This is a genomic window from Embleya sp. NPDC025285, from assembly GCF_055558835.1.
Genome location: NZ_JBVHLU010000220.1, coordinates 1 through 6,159, shown reverse-complemented (window position 1 = coordinate 6,159; position 6,159 = coordinate 1). Strand labels below are relative to the sequence as shown.

Annotated in this window: 3 protein-coding genes; 1 reads left to right on the top strand and 2 read right to left on the bottom strand. The window is 73.9% G+C overall.

Features of this window, described 5'->3' with window-relative positions; genetic code table 11:
• Positions 1–467: 467 nt before the first annotated feature.
• On the bottom strand, positions 468–1,862 hold the full coding sequence (locus ACZ4FV_RS51415; RefSeq protein ID WP_395865297.1) for a WxL domain-containing protein: 1,395 nt from the start codon (positions 1,860–1,862) through the stop codon (positions 468–470).
• A gap of 223 nt (positions 1,863–2,085) precedes the next feature.
• Positions 2,086–3,120, bottom strand: a complete 1,035-nt coding sequence (locus tag ACZ4FV_RS51410; protein ID WP_395865296.1) for a hypothetical protein — start codon at positions 3,118–3,120, stop codon at positions 2,086–2,088.
• A 284-nt stretch (positions 3,121–3,404) separates the two neighbouring features.
• Between ACZ4FV_RS51410 and ACZ4FV_RS51405 the strand changes: the two genes are divergently transcribed.
• Positions 3,405–5,825, top strand: coding sequence for a helicase-associated domain-containing protein (locus ACZ4FV_RS51405; RefSeq protein WP_465328299.1), 2,421 nt, complete (start codon positions 3,405–3,407; stop codon positions 5,823–5,825).
• Positions 5,826–6,159 lie beyond the last annotated feature (334 nt).

Here is a 6,159-nt window from a genome sequence, read left to right as displayed (position 1 = left end):
CCTCGCTCGGGACGGTGTGTCCCTCCGCTTCGCTCCGGGCCACACCGTCCACACCTGCGGCTCCGCCGCTCTCCGCGCTTCGCGCGTCGATCACGGGGGTGGGGCGGGGTCGGGGGCGCTGACGCGCCGGGGGCGGCCTGTCGAAGCGATGCGGGCCTGCTTCGGGGTGGTGCCGGGGCGGGGCTTCGATCCCGTGTCGGGCTTTGTGGCGGGTGGGTGGTGGGGAGTTCGATGGGCGGATGCCGGGCGCCGATTTGCCGGAGGACCACTCGCACGTTGGGTTCGGGCGGGTGGTTCTCCGGGGCGGGGAGGTGAGCGTGGCCGGGGAGGGGCGGGTGCCGGGCGTTGTGGGGCTCGGCGGGGGATTGCGGGCCCCCGGGGTGGCGAGCCCGGGGCCATCCCCCGACGCGTCGGCGTCGGGGGATGGCCGTCGTCGGCGGGTGGGGGAGCCCCGGTTCGGAACGGCGTCAGATGAGCGTCAGCGTCAAGGTGCCGGTGTAGGTGCCGGGCACGGTGATGCCCGGGACGCCGAGCTTGAGGTCGCCGCCGCACTCGAACGAACCGGCACTGGCGCCGGCCGCCGACGAGCACAGCGTGCGCGGCCGGCCCAGACCGGCGCCGGGCTCGGCCTTGCCGCCCGCGGTGACCTGCGGCGTGGCGCCGCCGGTGGGCAGCGAACCGGTGACCGACTTCGCGGTGGGCGTCCAGCCGAGGTTGTCGCCGACGATCCGGCCGCCGGTGGCGGTCAGGTCACTGGCCTGACCGGTCAGCGTCCAGCCCGCGTTGGTGCCGCGCGCGTCGGAGACGGTGAGCGGGTTGAGCGCACCGCCGGTGAAGGCGTCCTTGCCGTTGAGGGTGACGCCCGGGAGCGCGACGTCGGTGCCGCCGACGCCCAGGGTCAGCGGGCCGCCCTGCACGTCGGTGGTGATCACCTGGTAGCCGGTGCCGGGACCCGGCGGGACCGTCACGGGCTTGAACGCGACCGGGAGGAAGGTGTCCTGGGTGCGGTCGGGCGAGCCGTGCGCGGCGAAGGTGACCACGTTGCACGTGGTGACGGAGCAGTCGTACTCGACGCCGCTCGCGTTCTTGTACTTGGCCTTCATGTTGTCCAGCGTCAGCGAGAAGCTGCCGTCGGCGTTCAGCTTGGCCTGGCTCGACGACCCGGACGGGTTGGTGCGCACCCACTTGGTCGCCTGGTACGGCGCCGGGTTGGTGTTCCAGTCGGCGCCCTTGGGACCGAACGCGACGTAGATGCCGTTGCCGCCGTCGCGAACCGGGTCGAACCCGGTGCCGGTGACGGTGAACGTCTGCCCGGCCGGGTCGGCCCCGACGGCCGGGGTCACCGCGAGCTTGGGCGTCTGCACCGGCGTGTTGTTCTTGAACGCGACCGGCGTGAAGGTGTCCTGGCTGCGGTCGGTCATGCTGGCGCCGTGGGCGGCGAAGGTGACGACCCGACACTCCTGCTTGAGGCAGTCCACCTCCTTGCCGTTGCCGTCGGTGTACTTGGCCTTGACCTCGAGCGTGGTCGTGAAGGCCCCGTCCGCGGTCATCTTGCTGCCCGCGACCCACGCCTGGGCGCTGTAGGCACCCGCGTTGGTGAAGTAGTCGTCGATCTTGGGACCGAACAGGACGTAGACCCCGTTGCCGGAGTTGCGCACCTTGTCGAAGCCCGTGCCGTCGACCGTGATCGTGGCGCCGTCGGGGTTGACGTCGACGTTGGGCGACACGGTCACGGACGGGGTTGTGGCGGCCTGCGCGGGCGAGGCCAGGCTCACGCCGGCCATCGCCAGCGCGGCGGTCGCGCCTATCGCACCGAAGCGGATCAAGCGGTTCGCGGGCTGGGGCCGCGCTCCGTTCGTCATCCTTGGCTCCTCCATCTGGCAGTGTGCACAGGGCGACGCCCGGACCTATTAGCGGTAGGTCCGGGCGCCGCCCTGCGCAGAGGAGGTAAGGCTAACCTAATTAATGGGATCGTAAAGAGCGGGTGCGGCGCTCCCACAGCGGAGTGCGTCACACCCGGACGGGGCCCGGGTACCCGTGGTGTTCCCTCGCCTACGCGGTGATCCGATACGGCAATTCGGCTGCCTACGCCGCGAGCTGACGCCGATTCAGCCGCCACAGCAGATACAGCGACGCGGCGATCGCGGCGATCCGCACCATCGCGGGGAGCAGTTCGCCGTACCGGTCCCACGCCTGATCACTGGTCAGGTCCACGCCCATGTGACCGGTGGCCCGCATCCACATCCCGATCGCGAACGCCAGCGCGGTCGCGCCGGGGACGTAGAACGCGGCGAAGCGCCGCTCCTTGAGCGACCACGCGCCCGCCGTGAAGACCACCAGGAGGCCGAGCACCACCACCACGGTCGAAGCGACGATCGCGCCGATCGCCATCATCGCGATCGCGAACACCTCGCGGACCTGTGTGCGCAGCGCGCCCGGCCCGAACATGCCCAGTGCCGGCGTGGGTTCGGTCAGCGACTCCTCGTCGTCCCAGGTCGCCGACGTGTCGGAGACCACGCCGATCGGGTACGCCGGCGCGTGCAGCGAACCGTCGCCGTACATGTCGGGGCCGGGCCGCTCCGGCGTCCCGCCCTCCGGCGGGGTCCGCCACCACAGCGGCTCCTCCTCGGGATCCGCGAGCGGCACCGGCTTGGTCGCGGCGGTGCCGCCGGCGGCGGTCTCGGCGAGCGTGGGCGGACCGGCCGGTGCCGCGGCCTCGGGCGAGGTCCGGGGCGGGGGCGTGCTCGGCTGCGGTCGGGACGGATCCACCACCGCGGGAATCGGCGTCGCGTCCGCGCGAAAGCCCATCTGCCGGGCCACCGTCGCGTAGCGCGAACCGCGCATCGACATCGCGCCGACACCGTCGTCGGCCCCGACGCTGCGCAGATCGCCGAGCCGGTACAACTCGTGGCCCACCACCGCCTCGGGGGTGCCGAGCCGATCCAGGACGACCTGCACGGTGCCGGGGGTGTGCGCGTTCAACCGCTCGCGTTCGCTGTTGATCTGGCTGCGCAGGCGCTCCACCAGTCGGGCCCGATCGGCGGGACGAAGCCTGCGCTGGGCGGCGTCGCCGACCTCGCCCAGGTACTGCAGAACCAGGTGATCGCTCTCGAAGTTCACGCCCCCACCCCACCCCCGCCGAGGGATCGTCGAATCGGCACAACGCCTGCGTCGGTAAAGCGACAACTCAGCGTAGGGGCGCGGGCGAGGCGGAGCGAGGGGTTGACCGAAATGGTGATCGCCCCGATCGCGTGAATCGGGTGCCGGCGGCCCGGATCCGCGACTTCCGGACGGCTTCCGCCGAGGCTCCTCGGGGTCCTTTCGGGAGCTTCCGCGGATCTTCGAGGGCATCGGGATCCCAGGAGCGGTGATCGTCGACGGGCGAACCGTCTAACGTTGATGGGATGACCACAGCTGCGTCGCCCACCCGTGCCGAGGCGGATCGGCCCGCCGACTCCGGCCCCCGGACGCTCGCCGAGGATCTGCGCGGACGTACCGACGCGGCCCTCGGCGCTTTGCTGCGGGCTCGGCCGGACCTGACCACGCCGGTCCCGGTGGACCTGACCCAGCTCGCCACCCGGGCCACCACGCGGGCCTCGATCGCCCGCGCCCTGGAGCGGCTGGACCGGTTCACCCTCCAGGTGGTGGACGCCGCGGTGGTGCTCCCGGACGGGTTCGCCGCGGCGCGATTGTCCCCGCTGGTGGGCGCGGCCCCCGAGGCGCTCGCGCGGGCGGTGGCCAACCTGCGCGAGCAGGCCCTGCTGTGGGGGCCCGACGGCGCGCTGCGGGTGGTGCGGACGGTGCGCGACCTGGTCGGCGCGAGTCCGGCCGGACTGGGCCCGACGCTGGCCGGCGCGCTGGCCGCGACCGCGCCCTCCCGGCTCCAAGAGCTGCTCGCCGACCTGGACCTGGGCTCCACCCACGACGCGGTCTCCGCGATCGCGGCCGTCACCGACCTGTGCACCGACCCGGTCCGCCTGGAATCGCTGCTCGCGCAGGCGCCCGAGGCGGCCCGCGAGGTACTGGACAAGCTGGTCTGGGGCCCGCCCACGGGCAGCGTGCGCGGCGCCGACCGGCCGGTGCGCGCCGACGCGGCCCGAACCCCGGTGGAGTGGCTGCTGGCCAGGGCACTGCTGGTGCCGGCCGGCCCGGACGCGGTGGTGCTGCCCCGCGAGATCGCGCTGCATCTGCGCGGCGGCCGGGTGCATCGCACGTTGGAACCGACCCCTCCCGAGCTGCCGGTGCGCGGGCACGATCCACAGGCTGTGGACAACCTGGCGGCGGGATCCGCGTTCACCGCCGTCCGCCGGGTCGAGGACCTGCTGGAGGCGTGGAGCACCGGCGGTCCCTCGGTGCTGCGGGCCGGCGGCCTGGGCATGCGCGAGTTCAAGCGCGCGGCGGTGCAGTTGGACGCGCCCGAGGCCGAGGTCGCGTTGTGGCTCGAACTGGCCTACGCGATGGGTCTGGTCGCCGGCGACGGCGAACCGGACGAGCAGTGGCTGCCCACGCCCGCCTACGACACCTGGCGCCGGTCCCCGGTGGGCACCCGCTGGGCCGCACTCGCCGGCACCTGGCTCGAGACCACCCGGGTGCCCGCCCTGGTCGGTTCGCGCGACGACAAGGACCGGCCGATCGGCGCGCTGGGGCTGCAGGTGGACCGTACCGCCGCCCCCGAGGTGCGCCGCCGGATCCTGGCCACCCTCGCCGCGTTGCCGCCGGGCTCGGCCACCGACGCCGACTCGCTGCTCGCGCACCTGACCTGGCATCAGCCGATCCGGGCGGCGCGACTGCCGCGGGAGTTGTTCCGGGCGATGCTGGTCGAGGCCGAACTGCTGGGCATCACCGGCCGGGGCGCGCTCGCCGGATACGCCCGCACACTGGTCGAGGGCCGGGTCTACGAGGCGGGCGACGCGCTGACCCCGCTGCTCCCGGAGCCGTTGAACCACGTACTCCTCCAGGCCGACCTCACCGCGGTGGCGCCGGGCCCGCTGGTCCTGGACCTCGCGCACGAACTGCACCTGGCCGCCGACGTGGAGTCCACCGGCGGCGCCACCGTGTACCGCTTCACCGAGGAGTCGGTACGCCGCGCGCTGGACGCCGGCCGCACCGCCGGCGACCTGCACCACCTGCTCGCCACCCACTCGCGGACCCCGGTGCCGCAGCCGCTCAGCTACCTCGTGGACGACGTGGCCCGCCGGCACGGCCGGATCCGGGTCGGCACCGCGGCGGCCTTCCTGCGCTGCGACGACGACGCGCTGCTGGGCGAACTGCTCGCCGACCGCCGGGCCGCCGGGTTGCGCCTGCGCCGGTTGGCGCCGACCGTACTGGCCGCCGAGTCGGCACCGGACGGCGTGCTGGAGAAGCTGCGCGCGATGGGCTTCGCGCCGGTCGCCGAGTCGGCCACCGGTGATTTGGTGCTCACCCGCCCGGACACCAAGCGCACCCCGCCCCGTTCGGCGCCGCCCAGAGTCGCCGGCGAGCCGCCGGCCCCGAGCGAGGCGCTGCTCGGCGCGGCCGTCACCGCGATCCGCGCGGGCGACGCGGCCGCCACCGGCCGGGCCGCCGACGACGGCGCGGAGCGCGACGGCGAGCCGGTCGAACTGCCGCGCACCTCGGCCGCCGAGACGCTGCTCGCGCTCCAGGCCGCACACGCGGAGCGGCGCGCAGTGTGGATCGGACACGTCACCCGGGAGGGCCGGGCCACCCAGCACATCGTGGTCCCGCTGCGTCTGGAGGGCGGCTACGTCACCGCCCACGAACAGGGCACCGGCGAGATCCACACCTACCCACTGCACCGCATCACCGGCGTCGCGGAGGCGGGCTAGGACGTCTCCGGCGGATCATGGTGGGTCCGCGCCGCCTGGTACCGCGCCTCGGACCCCTCGCCGCTCACGCCACGAAGCCCGACGAGAGATCGAAAACACGCCCCGGCACCACCCCGAAGCAGGCCCGCGCCGCGTCCTTCGGCTGCCGGACCGCCTCACCCCCCGGCGCGTCAGCGCCCCCGACCCACCCCCACCCCAGCGATCGACGCGCGAAGCGCGGAGAGCGGCGGAGCCGCAGTTGTGGACGGTGTGGCCCGGAGCGAAGCGGAGGGACACACCGTCCCGAGCGAGGCGCCGCTTTTTCTTGGAGGAGCGAAGCGGAGGAAAGAAAAAG